Annotated in this window: 26 protein-coding genes and 1 CRISPR repeat array; of the genes, 11 read left to right on the forward strand and 15 right to left on the reverse strand. The window is 45.8% G+C overall.

All coding sequences use genetic code 11. The features are described from left to right. Positions 1 to 172: 172 nt before the first annotated feature. Positions 173 to 382 (forward strand): hypothetical protein, encoded by a 210-nt coding sequence (locus AC5JL3_RS18585; protein ID WP_496075897.1) that lies wholly within the window; start codon positions 173 to 175, stop codon positions 380 to 382. A 3-nt stretch (positions 383 to 385) separates the two neighbouring features. Here AC5JL3_RS18585 and AC5JL3_RS18590 read toward each other — a convergent pair whose 3' ends face one another. The 10 genes from AC5JL3_RS18590 to AC5JL3_RS18635 all read right to left on the reverse strand — a co-directional run bounded on the left by AC5JL3_RS18590 (position 386) and on the right by AC5JL3_RS18635 (position 6,362). Next, on the reverse strand, positions 386 to 607 hold the full coding sequence (locus AC5JL3_RS18590; protein ID WP_496075898.1) for a hypothetical protein: 222 nt from the start codon (positions 605 to 607) through the stop codon (positions 386 to 388). Between the two features lie 194 nt (positions 608 to 801). Further along, positions 802 to 2,712, reverse strand: a complete 1,911-nt coding sequence (locus AC5JL3_RS18595) for a hypothetical protein (RefSeq protein ID WP_496075899.1) — start codon at positions 2,710 to 2,712, stop codon at positions 802 to 804. Between the two features lie 70 nt (positions 2,713 to 2,782). Then, on the reverse strand, positions 2,783 to 3,499 hold the full coding sequence (locus AC5JL3_RS18600) for a hypothetical protein (RefSeq protein ID WP_496075900.1): 717 nt from the start codon (positions 3,497 to 3,499) through the stop codon (positions 2,783 to 2,785). Continuing rightward, the gene (locus AC5JL3_RS18605; protein ID WP_496075901.1) at positions 3,499 to 3,864 is read right to left on the reverse strand and encodes a hypothetical protein; all 366 of its coding nucleotides are present in this window, start codon (positions 3,862 to 3,864) and stop codon (positions 3,499 to 3,501) included. The genes AC5JL3_RS18600 and AC5JL3_RS18605 overlap by 1 nt, the downstream gene beginning before the upstream one ends. A 48-nt stretch (positions 3,865 to 3,912) precedes the next feature. After that, positions 3,913 to 4,308 carry a hypothetical protein gene (locus AC5JL3_RS18610; RefSeq protein WP_496075902.1) on the reverse strand — a complete coding sequence of 132 codons (396 nt, stop codon included), beginning with the start codon at positions 4,306 to 4,308 and terminating at the stop codon, positions 3,913 to 3,915. 6 nt (positions 4,309 to 4,314) lie between these two features. After that, on the reverse strand, positions 4,315 to 4,590 hold the full coding sequence (locus AC5JL3_RS18615) for a hypothetical protein (RefSeq protein ID WP_496075903.1): 276 nt from the start codon (positions 4,588 to 4,590) through the stop codon (positions 4,315 to 4,317). Next, positions 4,587 to 4,811, reverse strand: coding sequence for a hypothetical protein (locus AC5JL3_RS18620; protein WP_496075904.1), 225 nt, complete (start codon positions 4,809 to 4,811; stop codon positions 4,587 to 4,589). Before AC5JL3_RS18620 ends, AC5JL3_RS18615 begins: the two co-directional genes overlap by 4 nt. Before the next feature lie 25 nt (positions 4,812 to 4,836). Next, a complete protein-coding gene (locus AC5JL3_RS18625) occupies positions 4,837 to 5,031 on the reverse strand; it encodes a hypothetical protein (protein ID WP_496075905.1) in 195 nt (64 codons plus the stop codon). A 13-nt stretch (positions 5,032 to 5,044) separates the two neighbouring features. Further along, complete coding sequence (locus tag AC5JL3_RS18630) at positions 5,045 to 5,314, reverse strand: hypothetical protein (RefSeq protein ID WP_496075906.1); 270 nt, start codon at positions 5,312 to 5,314, stop codon at positions 5,045 to 5,047. After that, the gene (locus AC5JL3_RS18635; protein ID WP_496075907.1) at positions 5,307 to 6,362 is read right to left on the reverse strand and encodes a ParM/StbA family protein; all 1,056 of its coding nucleotides are present in this window, start codon (positions 6,360 to 6,362) and stop codon (positions 5,307 to 5,309) included. Before AC5JL3_RS18635 ends, AC5JL3_RS18630 begins: the two co-directional genes overlap by 8 nt. A 224-nt stretch (positions 6,363 to 6,586) precedes the next feature. Between AC5JL3_RS18635 and AC5JL3_RS18640 the strand changes: the two genes are divergently transcribed. The 4 genes from AC5JL3_RS18640 (at position 6,587) to AC5JL3_RS18655 (ending at position 9,646) form a co-directional block, all read left to right on the forward strand. Then, a complete protein-coding gene (locus AC5JL3_RS18640; protein ID WP_496075908.1) occupies positions 6,587 to 6,817 on the forward strand; it encodes a plasmid partition protein ParG in 231 nt (76 codons plus the stop codon). Continuing rightward, positions 6,814 to 7,227, forward strand: coding sequence for a hypothetical protein (locus AC5JL3_RS18645; protein WP_496075909.1), 414 nt, complete (start codon positions 6,814 to 6,816; stop codon positions 7,225 to 7,227). The genes AC5JL3_RS18640 and AC5JL3_RS18645 overlap by 4 nt, the downstream gene beginning before the upstream one ends. A gap of 333 nt (positions 7,228 to 7,560) precedes the next feature. Further along, the gene (locus tag AC5JL3_RS18650; protein WP_496075910.1) at positions 7,561 to 9,501 is read left to right on the forward strand and encodes a hypothetical protein; all 1,941 of its coding nucleotides are present in this window, start codon (positions 7,561 to 7,563) and stop codon (positions 9,499 to 9,501) included. Continuing rightward, positions 9,473 to 9,646 (forward strand): hypothetical protein, encoded by a 174-nt coding sequence (locus AC5JL3_RS18655; RefSeq protein WP_496075911.1) that lies wholly within the window; start codon positions 9,473 to 9,475, stop codon positions 9,644 to 9,646. The genes AC5JL3_RS18650 and AC5JL3_RS18655 overlap by 29 nt, the downstream gene beginning before the upstream one ends. A gap of 286 nt (positions 9,647 to 9,932) precedes the next feature. On the opposite strand, the gene AC5JL3_RS18660 is transcribed toward AC5JL3_RS18655, so the two are convergent. Both AC5JL3_RS18660 and AC5JL3_RS18665 read right to left on the reverse strand, forming a co-directional pair. Continuing rightward, positions 9,933 to 12,053 (reverse strand): AAA-like domain-containing protein, encoded by a 2,121-nt coding sequence (locus tag AC5JL3_RS18660; RefSeq protein ID WP_496075912.1) that lies wholly within the window; start codon positions 12,051 to 12,053, stop codon positions 9,933 to 9,935. Between the two features lie 33 nt (positions 12,054 to 12,086). After that, on the reverse strand, positions 12,087 to 14,027 hold the full coding sequence (locus AC5JL3_RS18665) for an AAA-like domain-containing protein (protein ID WP_496075913.1): 1,941 nt from the start codon (positions 14,025 to 14,027) through the stop codon (positions 12,087 to 12,089). On the opposite strand from AC5JL3_RS18665, the gene AC5JL3_RS18670 reads away from it, so the two are divergent. Together AC5JL3_RS18670 and AC5JL3_RS18675 are read left to right on the forward strand one after the other, a co-directional pair. Next, positions 14,015 to 14,386: a type I restriction enzyme subunit R domain-containing protein gene (locus AC5JL3_RS18670; RefSeq protein WP_496075914.1), complete on the forward strand. Its 372-nt coding sequence runs from the start codon at positions 14,015 to 14,017 to the stop codon at positions 14,384 to 14,386. The two genes, AC5JL3_RS18665 and AC5JL3_RS18670, sit on opposite strands and share 13 nt — an antisense overlap. Continuing rightward, on the forward strand, positions 14,349 to 14,588 hold the full coding sequence (locus AC5JL3_RS18675) for a hypothetical protein (protein ID WP_496075915.1): 240 nt from the start codon (positions 14,349 to 14,351) through the stop codon (positions 14,586 to 14,588). The genes AC5JL3_RS18670 and AC5JL3_RS18675 overlap by 38 nt, the downstream gene beginning before the upstream one ends. 110 nt (positions 14,589 to 14,698) lie before the next feature. Here AC5JL3_RS18675 and AC5JL3_RS18680 read toward each other — a convergent pair whose 3' ends face one another. After that, positions 14,699 to 14,824: a hypothetical protein gene (locus AC5JL3_RS18680; RefSeq protein WP_496075916.1), complete on the reverse strand. Its 126-nt coding sequence runs from the start codon at positions 14,822 to 14,824 to the stop codon at positions 14,699 to 14,701. A gap of 921 nt (positions 14,825 to 15,745) precedes the next feature. Between AC5JL3_RS18680 and AC5JL3_RS18685 the strand changes: the two genes are divergently transcribed. The 3 genes from AC5JL3_RS18685 (at position 15,746) to AC5JL3_RS18695 (ending at position 20,693) form a co-directional block, all read left to right on the forward strand. Beyond that, positions 15,746 to 17,857, forward strand: a complete 2,112-nt coding sequence (locus AC5JL3_RS18685; protein WP_496075917.1) for a site-specific integrase — start codon at positions 15,746 to 15,748, stop codon at positions 17,855 to 17,857. 17 nt (positions 17,858 to 17,874) lie between these two features. Further along, complete coding sequence (locus AC5JL3_RS18690; protein WP_496075918.1) at positions 17,875 to 19,953, forward strand: hypothetical protein; 2,079 nt, start codon at positions 17,875 to 17,877, stop codon at positions 19,951 to 19,953. Between the two features lie 569 nt (positions 19,954 to 20,522). Next, positions 20,523 to 20,693, forward strand: coding sequence for a hypothetical protein (locus tag AC5JL3_RS18695; RefSeq protein WP_496075919.1), 171 nt, complete (start codon positions 20,523 to 20,525; stop codon positions 20,691 to 20,693). 953 nt (positions 20,694 to 21,646) lie between these two features. Next, positions 21,647 to 22,734: direct repeats of the CRISPR family, unit length 37 nt; unit sequence CTTTCCCACTCGCTGGGAGAACTAATTGAATGGAAAC. 393 nt (positions 22,735 to 23,127) lie between these two features. Here AC5JL3_RS18695 and AC5JL3_RS18700 read toward each other — a convergent pair. Beyond that, positions 23,128 to 23,340 carry a hypothetical protein gene (locus AC5JL3_RS18700; protein ID WP_496075920.1) on the reverse strand — a complete coding sequence of 71 codons (213 nt, stop codon included), beginning with the start codon at positions 23,338 to 23,340 and terminating at the stop codon, positions 23,128 to 23,130. Between the two features lie 19 nt (positions 23,341 to 23,359). On the opposite strand from AC5JL3_RS18700, the gene AC5JL3_RS18705 reads away from it, so the two are divergent. Next, positions 23,360 to 23,650: a hypothetical protein gene (locus AC5JL3_RS18705; RefSeq protein ID WP_496075921.1), complete on the forward strand. Its 291-nt coding sequence runs from the start codon at positions 23,360 to 23,362 to the stop codon at positions 23,648 to 23,650. Positions 23,651 to 23,762: 112 nt separating this feature from the next. Here AC5JL3_RS18705 and AC5JL3_RS18710 read toward each other — a convergent pair whose 3' ends face one another. Continuing rightward, positions 23,763 to 24,023, reverse strand: a complete 261-nt coding sequence (locus AC5JL3_RS18710; RefSeq protein ID WP_496075922.1) for a hypothetical protein — start codon at positions 24,021 to 24,023, stop codon at positions 23,763 to 23,765. Positions 24,024 to 24,216 lie beyond the last annotated feature (193 nt).

Here is a 24,216-nt window from a genome sequence, read left to right on the forward strand (position 1 = left end):
CCCACTCGCTGGGGAAACTAATTGAATGGAAACAAGTACTGCTCTGTTTTCAACAAGACTAATCGCGTAGTAAGTCCCCACTCGCTGGGGAAACTAATTGAATGGAAACCTCTCTGTAATCGTAGCTAAGCTCTTCCATTTCGTCTCCCCACTCGCTGGGGAAACTAATTGAATGGAAACACCAGCTGTGGTGAAGAAAGAATTGTTTGTAGAAACTCCCCACTCGCTGGGGAAACTAATTGAATGGAAACACAGTGGCTACCACAGCGGCGTGGTACACACCGTCTATAGGGTCCCCACTCGCTGGGAGCGCAAGGCGCAAATCGGTAATTACTACCGTTTTGCCCTCAACTTGATTTTGAACCAGGGCTTTCATTTGTAGTAGTCACGCACGGCAGGTGGAGTTTGTTGAGAATGCGATCGCATCCAACGTGTAGTTGTTAAAAACTATTTTTAAGACATCTTCGGCTTTGCTTGCTAAACCTGTAGTGTACGGAATATACACTACAAGAATGTTTGTTAGTAAGGTGCTAGCCATAACATCAGATGGATTATGCAAGTTTTGGAAGTAGCGAGTTGGTTTGACTCCTATTTTTAATGGTTTCATAAACCATTCAATCCGCTGAATATTTTGTCTTACATTTTCAGATAGTCTTTGATTACTTTAATCTTTTGTGCAGTAGATGAGGTTATGTTTTTTCATCAGAGCCAGCTCTTGAGGGTGAAGTCCGGCTAGTATCACCTCATCCATAATTATTTCTTTTGCGATTCCATCATCAACCGCCAATTGTCTCCTGTATTTCATTCATCCACTCTCCAATTGTTTCCTTCGTTGAAACCTAACTCTGATAACTCTCCGAGCATGGCATCTAACAATTCAGAAGCCAGCTTGTACTTGTCGTGGCTTCTGCCTCCAGACCTGACTCCCCATCCGAGTAAAATCATCTTTTCTCTCCCCAATCTTTTTGTGAGCAACAGCCGCAGCATTATCAGCTTCCCGTCTCGCTCTAAACCCTCAAACAGGGGTATGGAAGCCTCGCCGGAAGCTGACTCTAGGGCTTCCACTAAACGAGTAGAGAGGGCTTCCAGCGAGATTCCATCAGGCTTCCGGCTAGCTTCCACTTTTTCAAACGGAAGCTTCCGCTCACTCAGGGTGTCTTTTTGGGAAGGGTTAGTGGAAGGGTCAGTTGTTGATAGATTGGTTGGCTCGATTTCCTCTGAATTAATATCTACTACATTACGCTTCCAATCCGTTAAGTCTGGAATTCGTGCTGGATACTTTCCTACCATGCAGCACGGAATTGATTTACCTTCAGATGTACGGCGTGACTGTTGCCACTCTAGTTCTGTCAAAACGGTTGTCCAGTACTCGTAATCTTCACCATCTTTTCGGCACTGATTGCGAAGAGATTTAGCGTAGTCAATGGCGAATTCTCCTAAGCGAATATCAGTAAAACATTCTTCTAAATCTGATTCGCCTTCAAACCCCCAGGAAGCAACATTTTCTCCTTGTGCTAAGGCAATTAGACGTAACATAGATTCACGAGCAACGGTGATAATATCTTTCATCATTGCTTTAGCGGAAGGAGCAACTTCGATATTCTGTTTTGTTTCCGGGTCACGTTCTTTGATTGTTTTGACGTTGGTATTGATGAGCCGCCATTCATCTACTACAAAATTGGTGATTTCAAACGTTTCTCCCTGTTCCATCAAAGGGTAACGACGATACATCTCTGCATGAATCCATTGCAACTTGGCTCGAATAGTTTCGTAGTCAAACCACAATCCGTAAACTTCTAGTCCGACCCAGTTCCAAGACTTTTTCTTAGGTGTGATGACGAAGCGGGAACCTCCTAAAATATCCAACAGCCAATCAACAAAGGTAGTTTTCCCAATGCCTGTACCACCGATGACCCGCAGATGAGCGAATTGATCAGGTTCAGTACGAAGGCGAGAGAAATCAAACAAGACAACGGTAATAGGCTCCTTCTTAATCGGCAGTGGCGGCTCCACTACCACGGCTGGTGCTTCAACAGGTTGAGGTGCGCTCAGCTTTTCATCCACTGGCATGGCCGCAACGTCAATCGCTGGCACTTCCTCCGGTACGGGTTCCGTCTGTGGTGGCAGCGATTGAGAGGAACTGGGAACAGTACCCGACGCGATCGCTAACGCTACATCTTGCAAGGGTGGCAGCTTGAGGCTATTTCTTAGTCGCGTGTGCCTGAGAATGTGCCTGAAAGCATTTAGCCTTGACTCCCCTGGTAACTGCGCTAAGTAGCCTGTCAACTGGGCTTCGGCTACCATCACAAGCTCATACTCGTGTGCGAGTTCCGGCTCGACATAGCCGATAACTCCAAGTAATGGGTCATCGGCTTCGCCTTGGTCATTGGTTGCTGCCAGCCCGATACCAGTGAGCAGTTCTCCTGTCCCTTTCCTCACCAGTGGCAGTAAACACAGCCGTTTAGTATTTTGATAATCCCTTAAGACCGTCCACCCGTACCCAGCTAGACCACAGCCAGCGATAACAGCTACCAGGGGATTAGCTGACAGCAGAAGCCCGACGACTCCTAGCGCTGCCGATGACACCTTAGCGGCTTCTAAATCTTGTCTATAGTGACGTGCCGATGCCTCAATCACCTCTAGTCGCAGTTGCAAGGCTTCGGTGATTTGCCCTTGCGTTAATAGGTCAGAGAATGAGTTAATACTGTGCATGAGAGATAAACTCCTTATAAGAAAACCCCCAAGTGAGTGCTTAGGGGTTAATTCTTGTGAGCAGTGCCAATTAGTTGGGTAAGACTTCGACTTGTGGCTTGATGGGTGCGATCGCATTCCAGAATAAGTTAATCATTGCTTCCGTTCCAAAGATTGAAGCGAGAATCCACACCAGATTAATCACCAGCTCACCTGTACTCTGACCCATTACTGGATAGTTCCAGAGGGCAATTCCAGCATCAATTGCATAAGTTAGAGCGATTAATGCCCCTCGTGTTCTGACAGTACGCATCCCCACAGTCTTGAGCCGCTTCCTGCGATACTCTGCCAAGTCAAGCTGCCCCTCTTCCGGGTCAGGCACTCGGTAATCCTTAATCGCCTCATACTCAGCTTTCGCTTTTGCAATGTCGATTTCACGCAGTACGAAGGCTTGGATACCCTGCACAATCAGACTCACTACCGTAGCCATCCAGAACGAGGGAGCAATCACAGCCGTAAAAAAGAACTTTAAATCCGCTGCGTCACTCACAAAAGGTTTAGGGACAAATGCGGGGTTATTGGCGTTCATTGCCTGCCAATATCCCTCAGCAGATACAGCACCAAAATAGAGAACTCCTAAACCAATCATGATGGCGTTTCCTGGTGGAGTTGTTAACCAGTTGATGAGACGTGCTGGAGTGGTTAAAATCAGCACTATCACCCGACCAATACCTGATGCCGCATCACTTCCAGGTGATTGAGTAGTGCTGCGATGTCCGTTTGTTGAAGCTTTAGATCCAAGTGCCATTAGTCGCAAACTCCCGTGTAGTAAAGCGTGAAGTAGAATTTCCCTTGGTAGGCATACCCGATACACTTCCTGAATCGGTCGTAAATAATCGTCTTTTCACTCTTGTTGACGGTATGTTGCCAATCGAGCTGAGGTGGAGTGTTATTTAGGGTGTAGTTGGAGACGATTAACTGGTTAAAGTGGGCAATCTGGTTTTTTTGGTACGCATCAGCGATCGCCTTTGCATTCTCAGCCTGAGTCTTTTCCTGTTCTGTGTTCCACCAACTAACGTGGTCAGATGTCGCCTTGGAAGTGGTGATTAAAGCTGTGCCGATTAAGCCGATAATGCTGCCAGTGGTTACGAGTCGAAACGTGTTGGTTTGCATAGTTTTCTATGCCTCCAGCCATAACTAGAGGCATTACTCCTCATTCGGTTAGAGACTAACTTCCCAATGGGTTGTGTGGGTTCTTGAGGCGTAAACTTTTCCTTGAATTTGCTCACAAAGAGCTTGAATCAATCCCTCAATATTTCCTTCAGAAAGTTGGCTGCAAGCCTGAATGTATTCACACAATTCCTCATCTTCATACCAGATGTTCCAGTCCACACCAGCAGACTCGATACAGCAATCAATAAGAGTGATACTGTTGGCTGCCTCATTCCAAACTGGTTTTTGTGCGATAAATCCTGTTAAAGCTGCCCGAAAAACGATCTTCTGTTCATAAGTCATCTTTTGTAAGCGAGCGCCAAACCGTTCTTGAATTTGGTGGAGAGCTTCAGGAGATTTCGCTTCAGGATCGTATCCTGTGTAATATCCAACGGGTTGAGTCATGATTAATTAATCCTTGATGATCGTTTTGTTGGTCGTTTTGGATGAGCCAGCAGTGGGAGTGGTCAATTCATCACCGCTGGCTCCTAATTGAACTGAATTTCTGAACTCGTTTACAAATCGGTCAAATTCGCTCCAATCGTCACTCATTAATGCACTCAGGAATTCGGCTTCTAGTAAAGTCAAAGTACTTTCGTACTCTTGCTTCATCTCCTCTGCCCTTTCATCAAGACTGAGGCGAATGTGTGATAGTGCGCGTTCTAGTTCCATCAGTTTTTGGTTCATTCCACTCCATTATTTTTGCGGGTATCAGCAATCCACTTCTCAATTGGGTAGCCAGCTTCTAAAGCACTTTTTATTGCCCCCATCGCAATACCAAGAAATCGAGGGTAGAATTCCCCTTCCATTTGGGGATAAGCCTTCTTGACAATCTCAAACCACTCATTGATTGTGGGTTCGTCAATATCCAGCAGGATTTGCAAGGTTAATGATGTTTCTGGTGTCACTTGTGCTTCCTTTGATTTGAACTACTTAAAGTATTTGTCTGAGCGATTTAACCACTGCCTCTGCCTGGGCCATGTCATTCTTTTGTCTGCCAACTTCCCAGAGTAAATCCTCAATCTGCTGGCGTTCTTCGGCAGTCCCGGTCTTGTAAATCTCAAGGGTTTGGCGGCAGGCTTGTTCGACCGACCATCGTTCTTTGAGCTTTCTCAAGAAGTTGAGCATGGTTAAGTCTCCTTTAGAAACTGCTAATACCTGGTTGCCGCTGTACAGCTCTGCGAGGTGCTTCAAGAGAATGAATCTGTTTGGTTTGCACTGACGCAGGCATCGCTACTGGTGGTGGTGGAGCAATTGGGGTTGCCTTTAGAGCGCTAACCAAGTGGTCGCCATAGTTGATGAGGAAGAGAGAAAATAATTGGCTGAATGTCTTGATTCCTGTTGCCTCAAGGATTTGTTCTGCCTTGGGTCTGTCGTCAGCATCCAACACAATTCGAGTTTGATTAGCCATTGAATCCTCCTGATATGTGAGCCATTGCAATGATGTTGAAAAGTTGAGGCTCCGGTGCAATCCAGAAACAATCACCAGAGGCTTCACACATAGGTGCTGCTAAATTTGCAGAACCACCAACAATCAGAACTTCACCCAAGTTGGGTAAATACTTAGCCCACTTCGAGCGGATTTCGGCACGGGCGGATTCAACCCACTTCTCACACACGTCTTGGTAGATGGCAGAAAAATCGAGTTTGGCTGTGCCATACAGACAATCACCACGAGCGATCGCATCCATAATGTCTGCCAGCGCTGGTGAATAGTTCAGTCCCAATGTCGCTTGCACTTCGGTCGCCACCTGCTGTGCTAGTTCCTTAGTTCCCGGCAGGATAATTTCTGCATCCTGAACCATCGTTCCTGATGGGAGATAGATTCTGGCAATTGAAGTTCCCCCGCCAATATCCCAAACGGCATTGGGATTGTCAGGAAATGCAAACATTCCTTGCTGTTGGGCATAAAGAAATGCTGGTTCAGTCTCATTGAGCGGGTCAACAATAGCAATCGTGTAGCAGATAGGCTTCCCATTACGCTTGAATTCCCGCACATTCGGGTAGTTTTCCAACTTCCGAAGTGCCTCGACATCAGAATCGTTTGTGTCGCTAGGAAGTGCGATCGCAAACTTGGCGATATGCACGTAATCAAATCCTGGATTAGGCTCAATACCGACTAAGGCAATAATTTCAGCTAACTCGCACTTGTTGTGCTGAAAGACGGGTTCCCCGTCAAGTTCCTGTGCCTGTCGCCCAATGAGGTAACGCTTGTCATCAACCTCAATCAGAACTGTTTGAGGGTCTGGCTTGATGCGCCTCCACTGCGTTTCAGTGACTTCCTTGATGCAGCTAGGAATCATTCGGACTTCATTCTCAGGGTCAACCCACTTGATGAAACGATTCCCACCATCAAAGGCTACACATGGACGTAACTGGGACATCTGCGGATAGCTCTGTACGTTGGGAGATGGATAGATGTATCCGTTAAGCGTCTCCAAGTGTTCTTCAGTTTTCATGGTTCAAAATGGCTAGATGCCTTGTGTTTGCTGGCATTGAAGGCGCTTTAGGCAGGGCTTGCAACCCTTTAATACTGGTATCCGCTTGATTGCGTTTTGCGCTTACCTCTGTTCTTTTTGCGTCTCTGCTGGTAGCATAGTACACATGGTGCATGTTAAGCAAGTAGTCCTTTAAAGCTAGGTAGTTCACATGACACAATCATGGGGTAAACGATGCTTTTAAAATGCCCGACAAAGCCCCTGATAAAGCTAACGATGTGTTCATCCGAGTTTTTCTGAGTTCCGATGTAAGAACTCGATTTAAGGTTGCTTGCGCTCAATCTGGAGCAGCTATGAGCGAGAAGGCTAGAGAACTTATTGAGGACTGGGTTATGGAGTGGGAGCAGCAAGACAAATCCCCTGCCTCTGGCACCAGTGCTAGCAAAGGCGGGGGAAAGAAGGGAGGTGAAGCATGAGTGAGCAAGAAATTGCTGAACTGCGATCGCGCATTATTGAGCTTGAGCAGAGTGATGAAATCTTTGCCCGGAGAGCCAACCTCCTCTTAGATGAAATAATGCTTACTCGCGATCAGATTGGAGAAAATGCCAAAGCCATCTCAGAAAGCCGAAGAGACATTGACCAATTAGCTAGCCGAATGGGAGAGCTAGCTCTATCGGTCAGTGAGCTAAGGCAAAACCAGCAGCTATTGACATTCACAGTTACCCAGGTACTTGAGTCGATCAGCATACTGCGTCAAACTCAAACTTCATTTGTGGAGCAAGCTATAGCTGATCGCCAGTCCTTTCAGACGGAAATTCAACGAATCTGGGAGTATTTGATGACGACGCGACCCAACGGCAGAGGGGAACATGGAAGTGAGACATGACTATGAGGCGAGGTTGCCCTATACACGAACGCAATTTTCCGGTACTTTTGAAGTAATGAAATTTGGGCATCCCAAAAGGCTTCAGCGCCTCGTAACTACCAAAGTTACGGACCAGTTCGTTTGCGAACAATGGTTGATTGGACGATCGCCCTTGATGAAGAAGAAGGTGTCTAAACGTTAGACATGCTTCAGAATAAACTTTTAGCCAACGCTCTGAACTTTTAAGCGGAGTGCTGAGCGCTGGCTACATAACCACCCCAGAGGGGAGTCACAGACAGAAGTACTGTTGCTTCAAGTCTATCACTCTTCCTCTGGATCACCAATGAGGAAGTCATGACAGCATCTCTAGCCGAAAAACCACGTAGCCCAATTTCCTTACTAAGAAGGGAACATAAAGATTTACTAGATAGACTGGCATCAAATTCACGCACACAAGTTAGGTGCTGTGCCGTGGCAATGATGAGCTATCTCAAGCACTGGCACGAGTGGAAAGAATTAAGGTACCCGACCCTCTGGGTTTACCAGCCGCTCAGAGATATCCGGGAAGACTTGATGGGAGCTTACACACTCCATGTCATAAGAGCTGCACTTGACTTGTTGGAGAAGCTGGGCTTCCTCTCTATTCGGAAAAACGCTCGCCAGGAGAACCGACGCAATGGGCAGGACAAAACTCATCAATATCTGCTCCATGTTGATCGCGTTGAAGAGGCACTGGAGAAACTCTATTCCCCCAAAAAGGCTAAAACCCGCAAAAACTCCCCAGTTGATAAGGCTGAAACGTCGGGTATTAATACTAAGACACCGGGCATCAATCTTAAAACGTCACGTTTCACTGTTGAAACACATACACAGATTCCTTCCACTGATTCCTGCACAGATTCCTGCTCTCTCAAAAAAGAGCGAGAAGAAATGAACTTTGTGCCAGAGCTGGAGGACCCTTGGGAAACTGAAGAAGAAGTAGAACAGGATTTAACCACTTCGTTTGATGTCAGACCAGAGATATCGCAAGAACAAGAAGTTAAAAGTGAAGAACAATTTTCCGCTGTGCCTGTGTTGAAATGTGACGAAGTATCACAAACTGATGTAGATACAGCAATGTGCGTTGAAGTGGTGCAAACTGATGTAAAGCCACTACCTAAGCTGAAAAGCGAGAGCGTTGCGCTGCACAGCCGCGCCGATTGCACTTCCGGCTTTTGTTCGCAGGAGGAACGTGAAGGCTTTTACCAAGCACTTTTGGTATTAGCCAAAGGGAAGGGGGTACGGTCACCAGTAGGTTGGGCTAGTGTGATCGTCAAAGCCATCAATGCCGGGGAGCCGTGCCAGTACTTGAATGAGTATCGTGACGGTTTACTGGTGGGAGGTTGCGAACAACAGGAGTGGGAGGTTGCACCAGGACAACCCTTGGAGCAGTTTGTGAGCTACCTAAAGACCAGGAACAAAAGGACAGGGATGAGTGATGAGGAAGCGATCGCGACAGCGTACCAACAGCTCAAAGATGTTAACTTGGCGCGAGCGCAGTGGGAATCCTGCAAGCGCTCCATCGTCCGATATAGCGAAGAGTGGGAAAAGCAAAAGCAGCGGGGTGTCTCCAACGCCTATTTGCCGCCAGAGCTGCTGGCTCACCGTCAGGTAAGTCTTGAGGAAGCGGCAAGTGCAATGGCATCTTTGCAAGCTGGCTGTGTTCAGTTGCAAGGGTTGGTGGAATCCGCCAAGCTGAACTCTGCCACAGCCGAGCTGGAGCCAGTGAAGGAACTGGCGAGTGAGCCTGCGATTACTGAACCTGAGCCTGTTGCTGCTGTCGCTGCCACTGACCTAGAGCCAGCCAAGGAATTACCTAGTGAGCCTGCGATTACTGAACCTGAGCCAGTTGCTGCTGTCGATGACCTGGAACCAGTGAAGGAATTACCGAGTGAATCTGCGGTTGCCGAACCTGAGCCAGTTGCCGATGCCGATGCCACTGACCTAGAGCCAGCCAAGGAATTACCCAGTGAGCCTGAGCGGGTCAGTGCCATTGAACTCCAAGAAAAACTGAATTCGCCACTCGCTCTTTTTAAATCCCTTGCCCGGACTATGGCACAAGAATTGGGGTATCGCATTGAGGAAGGTCTGGTTCTCAATGCGGGGGAAGAGATTCCCTCTTTGGAACATTTGCGATCGCTTTTAAGTAATGCCGAAACTCGTCCCGTGACCGCCAAAAAAATCCAGCGACTAATTGAGGGAAATCCGCAATGGGGATTTTACTTTGATGAATTCAGAGAGCTGTGGGGATTTTAGCCTCAGTCGAGATACTCTCTTATCCCGAACTCACGTTAAGTTACTTAATCAAGAGATAAAAAACGAGAGCCGTCAGCAATTACAGCAGCAGATAACGGCATGGGAAACGCTACTGGAGAAGTTGGGAAGGCTTAACACTCAGTAGTCAAGAAGTCGAGTTTAATACCAGTGAATAACTCATCTTGATTCCTGGGTATGGATAAGGTGCAAGTCTAGGCTGAGAGTTGATTTGGTGAGTCGAAAATTCTGCTAGGTGTCTAACCGTTAGACAGGTAAGATTACGTGTTACCCCGCAAAGTCGGAGACATGAAGCAGACGCGATCGCTCTTTCCTAGTACAGTTTGATTGAAACTTGACACCACATTTCTTGCCAAAAGTCAAGATAAAGTTAAAAGCACTGATTGTTAGTTGTATCTTGGTTAGGGGAATACTCAGGAGTAGCCAAAAACTTGTGTCCAGTAGTGGTGGTAGTTAACTTTGCCTGTATCGTCGGCGAGGAAGTAATAACCAATACCAATCTCTTTGAGTTCGGGATTAAGGATATTGGCACGCTGCCCTGGGCTGTTCATCCATTCTGTTACTAATGCTTCTGGCGTAGACATACCCACAGCAATGTTTGCCGCCACCTTTGAGGATTGATAGCCTGTCGCGTTAATACGATACCACGCCGTACTACCATTGGGTTTGATGTGACTGAAATAGTCTTGCAATGCCATGTCTTGGCTATGTCCTTGTGCAGCAGCAGTCAATTGGGGATTTAAGCTCAGTGGAGGCAAATCATTCTTTTTGCGCTCTATGTTAATGAGATCGAGGACTCTTTGACCGAAATCACCAGAGTTCAATGGGTAGTCGGGAACTTTAGGTGGCTGGATTATTCGAGTAGGTGGCTGGATTATTCGAGTAGGTGGCTGGATTGCTGGAGTAGGTGGCTGGATTGCTGGAGTAGGTGGCTGGATTGCTGGAGTAGAGGGCTGGATTGCTGGAGTAGAGGGCTGGATTGCTGGAGTAGAGGGCTGGATTGTTCGAGTAGGTGGCTGGATTGCTGGAGTAGAGGGCTGGATTGTTCGAGTAGGTGGCTGGATTGTTCGAGTAGGTGGCTGGATTGTTCGAGTAGGTGGCTGGATTGCTGGAGTAGAGGGCTGGATTGTTCGAGTAGGTGGCTGGATTGCTGGAGTAGAGGGCTGGATTGCTGGAGTATCACCAGTTTTTCTCGTGTAGTTGGGTTCTTGTAGGCAAGAGTCGGAGCGAAAACCTACAGTACATCTAAAATCTTCACTCAATACCAAGCCTGCTATTGTAGTGATACCAACAGGGGTTACTATAATAAATAACAATTTAATATAATTAAACCTACTTGTTAACCTAAAGCTAAATAGCTTACTGGCTAGTATTTCTACAACTTCTCGCACCTGGGATAAGCGCCCATCAGATGCCCTATTGATTTCCTGATCCTTTAGCGCCCTATTAACCCAATCCCGATTAAAAACTAACTGATACAACCTGTTATAAGCTTTTAACTTTCCTTTCTGCTTAACCACTAAACCTGATAGCCGCAATTCTAGCTGTTCAGAACTGTCATCAGCTATAATTTCACGCTGCTGCAAAATTCGTTGATAGAGTTTCAGCAAACGCAAGGTTTTGTCTTCTCGTCTAAGAATGCGCTCACTTATCGTTGTCAGATGCTGTTGCTCGTCCTTTGCTTGCCAATTTTCAACTATCTGCTCATGCACAATTTTCTCAACATACTTGGCTTCCTTCCAATCATGAATCAATTTATGCGAGGAAACCAGTTGGCATACCCTTTGAGTCAGAAATGGTTGCCCACCTGTCCATCTCAATACCTGTTCCATTACTGCTTTAGGATTGCTGACTTTTCCTTGCAATCCTTTCTGTAAAGGCTCAGTTTGTTCGAGTTCAAAACCAGTCAGCTCAATGAATCGACTTGCAATATTAAAAGTTAAGTTGATTCTATCTGTAATTAAATCAGCAGGTGCAGCTACTCCCAGCAGCGCAAAGGTGAGGCGGTTATAGTTTGTATTTTTCGCACGGTTTTCAAAGCAAGAACGTAGAAATGCAAAAAAATCATCTTTAAATTCTAAATTCAAAATACTATCAATTTCATCAACAAATATAACAATTTTTTGAATTACATTATCCAGTAATTCCTCTGACATAAACTTACTTAACCGTTCGGCAGAAGAAATAAGACCCTGCTTGTTCCACCAGTCACTAAGGTCGATTTTTAAATTGAATTCGCTCACCAGACGACTGATAAAGCCCCCATAAAATTCATCTTTTGTCACTTGATAGCTACAAAGCTCCCTCATTTCGATTGCGGCACAGGCAACCCCTTCCTCTTTCAGGCTTTTCATTGTTTGTACGCGCAAGCTAGACTTTCCCATCTGCCGGGAGTTCAACACATAACAAAACTCCCCCGCTCTTAACCCTTCATAGAAGTCCTTGTCTGCCTGCCGCTTTACATAGGTGGTAGCGGACTCAGGTAGACTTCCTCCAACTTGATATTGGTTGCCTGAGTTGGGCGCATCACTCATTAGGTATCATTCCCTTAGTGATTACAGAAATACTTACAAGCGAGTGCGAAAATAGTGACGATACAACTCATATCGAGGCATCGCTGTATTGCTTTGCAGCTTCACCAGTCCCAAGTCATCTAACTTCACCGCTATATCAGGATTCAATTCCGAGTTAAATTCTACTGGGGCTTCTGCTTTAACTACCTCTTTGAGAACTCGAACTAGCTTTGGATGCTGTTGTAACTTCTTCAAGTGTCGTCTCAAGTAGTCGCGGTAAATTCCAGCGTCATTGGAAGCTGTTTCCAAAAGTTGTTCAAGTGTCATATCCCGCTGCGCCACCTGTTCGAGGGCTTTGTTGACCAGATAGGGATGCCCTCCTACCATATTCATTAGCTGCTTAACTTTGTCATTGTCCCAATCCAGTCGATACTGTTGTGCCAAATTCTGCACTTGTTTCTGGCTTAAGTCTGTTAATTTTATCTCTGTCCCTGCATTAAACGGTGACTGATTTATATCAAGTTCAGTGTAGACTTCGGTATGCAATACGATTAGGCGGAGTTGTGTCCAAAGCTGACGAGTTTTAGAGTCTTCATGCCAGGTTCTCAGCATACCCAAAAACTCTCCGGCAATTTTCTCGTTACGGAAAAGCCGATCTACTTCATCTAAAGCTAGAACTAGGACTCTGTTTTCGGTCAACAGATACTTTTCAAAGTAGGTTCTACACTTAATCTTGCTATTACCAAGACTCCTACTCCAGTGTTCATCCACTGGATGAGCCAACCCCAGCATCACAGCGACGCTAGTACAAAACCACTTCAAGAATTGAGCCAGGTTAGTAAAATCTTCTGGCATCGCGTCCCGCAGGTTCAAAGCTACTGTTCGATAGTCCTGCTTAGCTGCGTGTTCCAGAATCCTGGACATTAGCAACGTTTTGCCCATCTGCGAAGGAGCTTTAATTCGGAGCAGCGCACCGGGCTGTAAAATCTCCTGGTAACAGCGAGATTCGTCTGGCTCTCGCTTCACATAAACAGCCGAGTCCCCATGAATTGGACGCTCCAGCTCATTAAAACGAGGGTTATCAGGTATAATAATAGGCTGCGGTGCAGAAACTTGCTGTCCGATTCGGGCTTCGTATTTGGCTAGCGCAAGTTTTGCAGCCTCTGCTCCACGTCGTACTAATTCTGCTTTTTGATCGTTGGCTAGGTCGAATTTTAAGAAGTTGAAACCTGATACATCAATCTCAATATTTATATAGTTGGGGTCTTGAGCAATATTGTCAGGAGGTAGACCCCCCCGTCTCGTCATAAGATCAATGGTTCCCTTTAATGCCTCTAACGCTTTCGGTGACTCCAGGTACTCTAGCGATTGCTTGAATCGAACACCAACCAATGCACAATTAGCCTCTTGAGATTGTGAATGCAAAAGTTCCACCGGAAAATTGAGTAGCACTCCACCATCTACAAGTTCCTGCGTTCGGTCGCGACGTGACATTGGTTTGAAAAAACCAGGAATTGAAATCGAAGCACGTACCGCAAATGAGACTGTTGTGTGTGGCTCTTTATCTTTATCAAAGACTACAGGGTCTCCGCTTTTACTGTTCAGGTCACAGGCGACGATTGCCAGGTAGATATTCTTAGACTTATACAGCTCGGCAAAGGTAATATCCTGCGGTTGTCCAACATTTGCTCCCAGTTTACCTCGCAGCCATTGATGGAAACGCTTTCCATCACTGTAGGCGTCCCGCTTTAAAACCAACTTCCAGAATCTCTGGCGATTCACGTACTTAGACCAATTGAGCTGACTAAAGGTATCAATGGCATGACCGGGAGTGTATTCAGCCGCACAGAAGGCAGCCACAATTGAACCTGCGGATGTTCCTGCGGTGCCAATAATATGAAATTTTTGTGACACCTCTTGCCACGCGCCAAGATGAGCCATTCCAAGTGCGCCGCCCCCTTGGAAAGCGACGTATGCTGACATTGTCTTTGTCATACCTGTCATCCAAGTCACTCTGCTGTTTTCCGAGTATCTGCACCTTCACCATCAGGGGCTACTTTTCCGAAAGTGACCGCCAAACCCTAGAACGCATCTGCCCCGAACCCAAATCAGCCGCCGCCATTCGGGACTTATACGAAGACTATACCAAGCGTTTGCCCAAGATTCTCATCGTCACCGAGAAGCTGCTGACAGGGTTTGATGCCTTCATCCTTTATTGTATGTATCTCGACAAACCGATGCGAGACCACGTACTGTTGCAGGCAATCGCCCGTGTCAACCGCCCCTATGAGGATGAGGACGAACTCAACAAACCCTATGGCTTCGTGCTGGATTTCGTCGGCATCTTTCTTTGAACAACTGGAAAAAGCCCTCGCCTTCGACTCTGATGAAGTCAACGCCGTCATCAAAAATGTGGAAGTCCTCGAACGCCTGTTCGCCACCCTGATGACCCAAACCGCCCCACAATACTTACCCCTAACCCAAGGATTCGATGACAAGGCAAAAGAAGCCGCCATTGAAACTTTTGCCTCATACCGTCCTCAAGCTAGCCGTTGAAGACCTAACCGTTAGACACGTCAAATAACGTGAGTTCGGGATAAGAGAGGGGCAAAACATATAGGCTGAAAGTGCTGAATTTTCATCTATCTGCTTACCCCCTGTTTAGTCTAGAAGACCTGTTCTGCTCGGTCGATGATTTCTGCCAACAATTTGAACCGAAGTGGCACAACCAACTGCTGGGCAATGGACTGGCTCAGCGCAATCGACCCCGCAGCTTGTGCCTCAGCTTGCATAATGACAATTCTGATTGGCTTTCATCAATCTTCCTACCGCAACTTCAAAGCTTACTACATCAATAAGGTGCATTGGTCTGGAACTTGCTAAAGAAATATCACCACTTTTTCGAGGTCATTGTACGGATGTTGGTACTCAAACACTTACGCTCAATCAGCTACTCTAAGACGATTAAAACCGTTAACGAAAGCATTGTCCTAAAGAACCTTTGATTTCCAGCGCTGTTTGTGTCGAGGGAAATTAGGCTTTGAACATTGGGTTGGTTGGGGAGTAATTGCACACAATTTGACTATTATTAGTCGAACTTTAGTACAGAGAAATCAATCTAGATTCAAACCAAATTAAGCTTTCAAGGACTTTTCAATCTAGCTTCTATTGCGATGAGCTTACCCTGAGTTTTACCTCAAGGATAAATCTTCGATTTAGCTCGCCTACTGATAATCCTTATTGGGTTCGCAACCGTTGATTTTTTTAGCTTTAGATTACCAATAATTGCATCCTAAAAATAGCTTTATTAACAGCGCTTTTGCTCAGTTTATGACTTGAGTTTTGCACCGGAAACTAGACTAATGCACACGTAGCGCTGTATTACTAAACTTCCTCGGATAAAACGCTATATATAGTGTAGTTTTCAATTTAGCCTAAACTCCAAACTCAACCGTCACTGATATTTATTAAGCCTCCTCCAGTTATTTATTAACAAAAACTCAAAATAATAGCTGAAAGCTTTATGGAGCTTTGGTTATGCTCATACTTATTTTTAATATTTAAGCCGTGATATCCCTCTGTAATTAAGCTGAATTATTTCTTGCATAATAATTAGTACTGATGTATTATCTTCTCCTAACCCTTTGAGGGAGTTCCTTCAAGATTGAAGCCCAAGAGGCTTCTTCCAGATCGAGGAGTCGAGAAAATTTATTATGAATGAGCCAAAAGATTTACTAGATGTGTATGACCTGTATGCAGTAGATGTCAAGGCAACACACGCTAGCCAGAAAGCTAAAAATATTCTTAATGAAACTCAGTCAGCGCTCATGCGCTTTCTGCTTGTCGGCTTGGGCTATCAACAAAAGCCCAATGGCAGAAAGATGACGAGTTTAGAAGTGCAGGCAGCCAGGGAGTTTATGAAGACTCAATTGGTGAGTCAGCTTCTAAAGGCCCGTGAGGCGATACAGGAAGGGTTTGAGAAATTAGGAGCCTCAAAAACTTCTCAAAACACTTACAGGGGCAGGCTGGAGCAACTACTGGCTTGGGGTGAACAACAGTTTTGGTGGCCCCAACAACAGTATTCGGGTTCCAAAAGGCAAGAATATTGTCCAACGATGCGAAAAGGAAACGGCTCAACTAAGACTAATCCGCTAACTGAGCGCCGCTCAAAGCATCCTGCATACCAGTTGAAGCCGCAAGAAATTTCCTCAACTCTGGAGGCACAACTCAAAGAGTTTTACGAGTTTCTCACAGAACCCGAATGGCCAAGTCGCTTGAGTAAGCCGATTAGTGTGTCATCTGCCGAAACTTATTTAAAGCACATACGCTTGATGCTTGGGTGGTTTCATCGCTACGAAAACATTCCTCTTAAGCTAATGAGCGTTTATCTGCTCATCCCCAAGATTACGGATAAAGAACTAGAAGACCTGAGTGAGGCACAAAAGCAGGAACTCTGGTCAGAAAAGAAGCTCGCTGTTGATACCTGGATTGGCAAGTATTTTCAGTTCTTGAGAGAAAGCATGAACTCTTGTAGCCCAAGAACCAAAAAATTTAAAATGAATGCGCTCTCCGCTTTGGCGAAGTTCATGTATAACGAGGAAGTTGTGCAAGTCAGTGACTATGCCAATATTCCTGTGATCAAAGCTGTCAATAAGCATAGTCGCCTTGTCTGTAAGGAAATCAAAGAGTGGAAGCGTCACAAGCGGTATGTAGTCAGTCCCGACAAAAAATGGCCTGATGTTATTGAGGGGAAAACCGCCTTGGCTGCCGTGCGGCTTCAGATTTTGGAACCCCTACGCCTAGAATGTCGGTTCAAATACGACAACTGGCATGTGCGTGAGGGGAGTGCGATCGCTTTGAGTCTCCAGCGCTATTTGGTTTGGAGCTTTCTTGCCGATATGCCGGCCAGACGACAAGAGGAGTACAGGAGCTTAAAAATCTCTCTGTGTTGTCCACTCGAACGCCCAACTGACGTGCCAGCTAACGGTGTATATCATCCCTTACCCCCGGAAGAGGTGCGCCTAAGGCATCATGACGGTAGCCCTGCCGACAACTATCTCCACAAGACGTATGCCTATAAAAATTCCAACTATCCTGATGGAGTTTGGGTTCTAGATATTCAACATTACAAAACGTTGAAGACCTATGGACCGCAGTCGATTGTAATTCCCAACCGTCGCTTTAGTGATGGCACCTGTCTTTACGATCACATCGAACGCTATTTATACGGTTGGTGGATGCCAGGAGTTAGCGGAAATCCGTTTGTCTATGACTGGTGGCATCAACAGCTACATGGTCAACTAGGGCAGTGGTTCACGGCCGGTCGTGCTGAGTTCAGCCCTGGTGATGCTTGCTGCATTGGTAATCAAAAACAACTCGGATTGTGGTCATGGGGATATTTCTTTGTTAAGCCACAAGTCGGGCTGCCTTACAATTCATCCACTTTTAAAGAATTGGTGGTAACTGGAGCTCACCACTTAACTGGCAAGCGGCTTACACCACACGTACTCCGTTGTGTCTGGGCGACCTGGGCTTATCAGGTGGGTCTGAGTGACCATCAAAAAGAATCCCTAGCCTATGCAATGGGTCATGATGTCAAAACCATGAGGGAATTGTACGAGCAATGTACGCCCGATGAAAAACGGCGACCCATTGAGGAAGCGATCGATGCCTTGTTATTCAGCACACCTCAGCCTTTGAGTCAGGTTGCGGATTCAACGGATGAACTTGAGCAGTTGGTCTTAGAGCTACAGAAATTGTCGCCAGCCGAGTTACAGCAGATGAAGCAGCTACTTTCTGCTAACCCCTCTACTACCGAATCCTAATCAACTTACACACTGTTATGGATCAGCCAAAACACTTTTTCGATGTGTATTGTCTCTATGAGAAACACATTGAAGCAACACACGACAGCAAAAGAGCCAAAAATATTCTCAGTGAAACCCGCTGTGCAATCATGCGACCTCTGCTTTTAGGCTGGGGCTATCAAGGAAAGATTGGTGGGAGCAAAATAATGCCTGCGGAAGTTCAGGCTGCCAAAGAGTTTATGAAAACTCAAAAACTGGAAAAGCTCCTAGATGCCCGTAAGGCTCAGCAGCGGGGGTTTGAGCTTCTCAAACGGTCACAAAAAAGCCAGGGAGTTTATGGAGCGCGGCTTAACCAACTGTTGATTTGGTGCGAACAACAGGCTTGGTGGACTTTCAAACGACTGCACCCTGCCGTCATCACGCCAGACCAATGTTGCCCAACACTTGGCAAAACAAAAGCCTTTGAAAAGCGCTCGCTTACCAATCGCCGAGGTAGATACTCTTCCTACACACTACAACCGCAAGAAACGAATTCTAATTTAGAAGCCGAATTGAAACAGTTCTATCAGTTTCTCACTGAGCCAGAGTGGCCCGGTCGGGTCACTGAAAAAATATCTCACTCATGTGCTGATGGTTACTTAAGTGAAATCCGCCTGATACTCGGCTGGTTCTACCGATACCAGCCGGTTCCACAAGAGCAATTAAGCTTAGGTCTACTGATTCCAAAACTTACCAATAAAGAGTTGGCGAATCGTAGCGATAAAGAAAAGAAAGGGCTTTGGAAGCCGCATCAGCTCAAGCTTGAAACCTGGTTGTGTAAGCATCTAAAGTTCCTCAGAGAAGTTAGGGGTTCTCAAAGCCCTAGAACGAAGCTTTCTCGATTGACTGCCCTCTCAGCATTAGGAAAATTTGTTTACCACACAGAAGTTGAAGAGGTTAGTGACTATGCCGATATTCCTGTTCTCAAAGAGATTGGCAAATACACATATAAAGCTAGAGAAGAGGTCGCGTCGTGGCAGCGTCAAAAACGGTATGTGGCTAACCAGACTGAGAAATGGCCCGATGCCGTTGAGGGAAAAACTGTACTGACTACGGTACGCGAACAAATTTTGGAGCCGTTACGCCAAGAATGTAGATGCAGATATGGAAATGGTAAACCGCGTGGTGACAGCGCACTCGCTACTTCTTTTCAGCGATATCTAGCTTGGAGCTTGCTTGCCGACATGCCGGCTAGGCGACAGGAAGAATACAGAAGCTTAAAAATTTCTCTGTCCTGTCCAATCGAGCGACCCAAAGAGGTTCCACTCAATGGGTTATATCACCCCTTACCTCCAGAGCGAAAACGTGAACGGCTCTATGACGGCACTCTTGACGACAACTATCTCTATAAAACCTACGTTCACAAGGGCAAATCCTACAAAAATGGAGTTTGGATTTTAGATATCCAAGATTACAAAACGCTGGAAATACATAGCCCTCAGTCGATTGTAGTTCCTAACCGTCAATTTGCCGATGGCACTTGTCTTTACGACTACATTGAACGCTATTTGTATGGTTGGTGGACACCAGGAGGTCGGAAAAATCAGTTTTTCTATGACTGGTGGCAGCCTGAACTCTTAGGGTGTCGCGGACGCTGGATAACTCTAGGTCGTGCTGAGTTCAATCCAAGAGATGTCTGCTGTCTTCAAGACAAAACCGAGTCGGATTTTTGGTCGTGGGGATATCTGTTTGTACAGCCAAAGGTTGGGTTGCCGTTGAATGGCTCAAAATTTGGCGCATTAGTTGAAGTTCCGGCTCATCGATTAAGTGGCAAGTATATCTCACCTCACACAATGCGTAGCATCTGGGCAACTTGGGCTTTCCAGGTGGGCTTGAGCGATCAACAGAAAGAATCACTGGCTTATGCGATGGGTCATACGCTCAGAACCCTCAAGAAAATGTATGAGCGATGTACACCCAATGAGAAACGACGACCCATTGAGGAAGCCATCGATGAACTGTTGTTTGAGACCCTCCAATCTAATTTGACTGCTGACTCAGTCGAACTCGCTCGTCGGTTACAGAAATTGACTTCAACACAAAGGCAGCGCTTGGTAGAGATGCTTCCACTCTAATATCATTGTCAACAGATTTTAGTTGGTTTGAAATGCGATCGCATTTTTCAATTGCACCTCATCTTGTTTTAAGGTGAGGTGTTTTAGTCTTTCAAACCGCGCTGGAAAGTTAGCACATGCTTATCAATTATTCTCAGTAACTAGGGGGTCGTTCTCAATAAGAGCCGATTTTTTATCTTCTGTGTGCTGTAAGTTTTAGGGATTAGCTCAATCAACGGTATATGGTCATTACAGGCTATTTCCTACTTCCGCGACTGCGGATTATCGGTATTAGATATCCTAAACGGATAAGTGATTGATAAGTTTGGCTGAACTGGTTAGTTTAAGGAAAAACCATTTCCGCTCTCATCAGAGTGGGTAATCTAATGCAATTAATGAACTGTTCAAAAATAAGAAAATCTACAGCGCTACTGCTAACACCCAAATTAAACTAATAGGGACAGTTATCAATTCAGCTTATGTAGCTGATACTTTACGGCGATGAGGTAGAGAAGCGAGGCGATAGAGTTGCAGTAAAATTCTTGAAGTTTGTTATGTATAGGTTTTGGGAAATCATGAAGGTGTTTTAGGTGGTGAATCGACACCACTCACCAAATCGCCCAAACCCTATATTTTCGTTGAGTGGTGTCGATTCTTTACAGGGTAAGGGTTTGAGGGATGTGTTTCGCTTAGTTTTGGCAAGGATACAGTATGATTTCAGGAGTGGTGTCGATTGGGCGGCTGAAACCTTTACTGGGTAAAGGCTGCTAGACGAACTCTTCCCACTCGCTGGGAAAACTAATTGAATGGAAACTTTCCGTCAGCACCATATAGAAAAGCGAATCCGCTTCCCACTCGCTGGGAAAACTAATTGAATGGAAACGGTTGGTCGATTGGGAGGCGAGGGTCAGTAGACGTATCCTTCCCACTCGCTGGGAAAACTAATTGAATGGAAACCATCCTGTCCTCACCTTGAATTAGTTCAAAATCCAAGGCTTTCCCACTCGCTGGGAAAACTAATTGAATGGAAACCTTTGAATTTCCAGAAGATTCCAAGGCTGGATATCTCAACTTTCCCACTCGCTGGGAAAACTAATTGAATGGAAACACCCATTCTCTTTCTTCAGCTAAAACAAAACCCGCTACTTTCCTACTCGCTAGGGAAACTAATTGAATGGAAACTTGATTTGTCCGACATCTTCGTTACCAACAATCTCGATCCCCACTCGCTGGGTAAACTAATTGAATGGAAAGAGAACCCTTAGCAATGGCTAAGGGTTTTTTATGAGGAGTTAACGAAAATAGCACTTAGAGCAAACGCTTTAAAATTGCGATCGCGTTGCGAGTAAAGCGAAGTGCAAATCGTACCTCAGGAAAGCACAATCCTATGTCTAACCGTTAGACACAGGATTTTTGGAAAGTTGTCTTTCCACCGATTCGGAAGTATGCCTTTATTACACTAGATTGCTGTAAGTTAAGTTACCTATCTGATAGGTAAGTAGTGCAGTAATTTTCGTGAGTCGAAGCGGGGGCAAAATTACGGGGAGTCCCACGAAAAAGGCTAGAACCCTTACAGGTAAAGCGATTAATCCTTTACAGTTGCTCGATAAATGCTAGGAACTTGCAATAACGGGGGCTGAAATGAGGGTAAAAAAGAGACTTACGAAAATCCCTGCTAAAATTCTTTGCTAGAGGGTATTTCAGACCTCGCTCTCTTTCCCACTCGCTGGGAGAACTAATTGAATGGAAACGATCCAGGCTATACAACCACTGTGACCGGGCTTGACTTTCCCACTCGCTGGGAGAACTAATTGAATGGAAACATGGTATGTGCCGTAAGAAGTCCGATCGCAATGGGTCTTTCCCACTCGCTGGGAGAACTAATTGAATGGAAACTTTTCTCGCTGTCTGGGCATAGCCACCTGTTGCACCAACTTTCCCACTCGCTGGGAGAACTAATTGAATGGAAACGCTTCTCAGGGATATCAACTGCAATACCGAATCGCTCTGCTTTCCCACTCGCTGGGAGAACTAATTGAATGGAAACGTTAAACCCTCGGCAGTTGCACAGAATAGTTCCACGGCTACTTTCCCACTCGCTGGGAGAACTAATTGAATGGAAACGTACATTTTCTCTCCTTATACTGTGTGCTTACTCCGAGCTTTCCCACTCGCTGGGAGAACTAATTGAATGGAAACTCATGAGAACGCTATCGCGGGTGCTACTCGTTTACGGTTCTTTCCCACTCGCTGGGAGAACTAATTGAATGGAAACAAAAACAGATGGTGCTTCCTCTTGTCAATAATTGAGCTTTCCCACTCGCTGGGAGAACTAATTGAATGGAAACAGTACCATCAAATGCGGTCGCTCCTGGAGCGAGATGGCTTTCCCACTCGCTGGGAGAACTAATTGAATGGAAACATTATGTTTATATCGTGTCACTCGTTGCCCATGTCGGCTTTCCCACTCGCTGGGAGAACTAATTGAATGGAAACATATCGTAAATTTTATTGCTTCCTGCTCTCAAATGAAGCTTTCCCACTCGCTGGGAGAACTAATTGAATGGAAACAGTTTTTGATTAACTTCTAAATCAAGATTATTAATGTCTTCTCTTTCCCACTCGCTGGGAGAACTAATTGAATGGAAACTTCTTTGAGCAGTTTTCGGTATTCTGCTTGATCTTCCTTTCCTACTCGCCAGGGAAACTAATTGAATGGAAACTATACAATGCGCTCATTATTCCAAGCTCGGTTAACAAGCTTCTTTCCTACTCGCTAGGGAAACTAATTGAATGGAAACGGCTCAACCGCCGCTTCTGGCTTATCTTCTGTTGAGACTTTCCTACTCGCAGGGAAACTAATTGAATGGAAACACTGAGTCAGCGTAAGCTTTCCAGCCTTGTACTTTTCCTTTCCTACTCGCTAGGGAAACTAATTGAATGGAAACTTTTTAATCCACTCACGCACTGAGAGCAGACATCCAACTTTCCCACTCGCTGGGAGAACTAATTGAATGGAAACTCCAAACTTTCGACGGGGAGGAATGCGATTTGCTTTCCCACTCGCTAGGGAAACTAATTGAATGGAAACATAGGTTCAATGTTGTCGTATTGTGCCGCAACTTTCTTTCCTACTCGCTAGGAAAACTGATTGAATGAAAAAAGACCCTTAGCAAACAGCTAGGGGTTCTTGGTTTATAGAGTTTGCATTAATAGCAGTTGGCGCAAACGCTTTACTAAAAGCGATCGCGTTGCGGAGATTGCTCCACCAAGACAATGCTCCCGTGTCCAATTGTTTGACACGTAAACACAAGAATTACAAACTGACCCACTTTTTAAGATGCGATCGCTTATCTCCTCCCATGCTTCACCCGGTTTAGGGTGCAAAATGGAGGATATATCCCCCATTATTTGCACCCTAAAACCCATGCCCCGCAAACAGCCAAACCGCCTCAGCCCTAAGGATGTAGCGCCTCATGCCTACCAATGGAATCGTGCTGAACTCGAAGAGATGAGGGCGATGATCGATGCCTTACTGGAAGCGTCCCAGCCAGAGCCACAAACTAAGGCAGTGCCAGCCTATAACAGTCAGTCCCGTGGTACGCGAGGCGGTCGCTACTTCGAGGACAAGATGATTAACGGCTGTGGTCCCTATCGGTATCTGCGGTTCTGGCTCTCTGGGAAGCGGAAATCCGTGTATGTGGGGAAGATAGAGTGAGGCGAAAGCACTGTCCGGGAAGCTACAGACTACTGCTGTCGCTGGGTTTAACACGGTTAAACATGGAGTATTTTTGTTGGGTGGGGTGAGGTGCTTTCGCCCCTGGCTGCCGTCAGTGCTTTAATCCGATTGCCAGTTGAATATCCACCAGTTCTTTTTCCTCCCACGCTTCCTCCGTTTTAGGGTGCAAAATCGAGGATATACCCCCAGTTATTTGCACCCTAAATCCCATGCCCTCTAAACAGCCCCAAAAACAACTTTGACACAGGAAAGCTTGGAAATCTTGCCAGAGTTTGGCATTCTGCTTGCTAGGACGCAAATACAGCATCGGCAGATTTACCGGCAGTTCGCCGTATTCGGTCAGAGCGTCCATAATTTTGGTAGCAAAGCCCAGGCAGCCATTGCAGAGATAGAGAGCCTGACCTCTGAAGTGCTAGAGATACTCACAATGAAAGACGCTAACCCTTAAAAAGCCCTTTCTCTACTTGTTGAACCTCAGCACTCTGGTCAACCTAGTGCAGCGCGGCAGAAATAACCCACCAGTTCAAGCGGACTCTGGGTAGCCG

This window comes from Symplocastrum torsivum, from assembly GCF_059505465.1.